The sequence below is a fragment of the Salmonella sp. SAL04214 genome, assembly GCF_046550615.1.
GTDB classification, from domain to species: Bacteria; Pseudomonadota; Gammaproteobacteria; order Enterobacterales; family Enterobacteriaceae; genus Salmonella; species Salmonella enterica.
This window is the reverse complement of the sequence record NZ_JBGDXT010000036.1, coordinates 1-525: the sequence shown is the minus strand read 5'-3', so window position 1 is coordinate 525 and position 525 is coordinate 1. Positions and strand designations below refer to the sequence as shown.

Below are 525 nucleotides of genomic sequence, written 5' to 3'. Positions count from 1 at the left end.
GTCGCTGCCGCAGCTTCGGTGCATGGTTTAGCCCCGTTACATCTTCCGCGCAGGCCGACTCGACCAGTGAGCTATTACGCTTTCTTTAAATGATGGCTGCTTCTAAGCCAACATCCTGGCTGTCTGGGCCTTCCCACATCGTTTCCCACTTAACCATGACTTTGGGACCTTAGCTGGCGGTCTGGGTTGTTTCCCTCTTCACGACGGACGTTAGCACCCGCCGTGTGTCTCCCGTGATAACATTCTCCGGTATTCGCAGTTTGCATCGGGTTGGTAAGCCGGGATGGCCCCCTAGCCGAAACAGTGCTCTACCCCCGGAGATGAATTCACGAGGCGCTACCTAAATAGCTTTCGGGGAGAACCAGCTATCTCCCGGTTTGATTGGCCTTTCACCCCCAGCCACAGGTCATCCGCTAATTTTTCAACATTAGTCGGTTCGGTCCTCCAGTTAGTGTTACCCAACCTTCAACCTGCCCATGGCTAGATCACCGGGTTTCGGGTCTATACCCTGCAACTTAACGCCCA

Annotated in this window: 1 rRNA gene; it reads right to left on the bottom strand. The window is 54.5% G+C overall.

The features are described 5' to 3' along the window. Positions 1 to 525, bottom strand: a 23S ribosomal RNA gene (locus tag ACLJQD_RS22945); the annotation flags it as partial.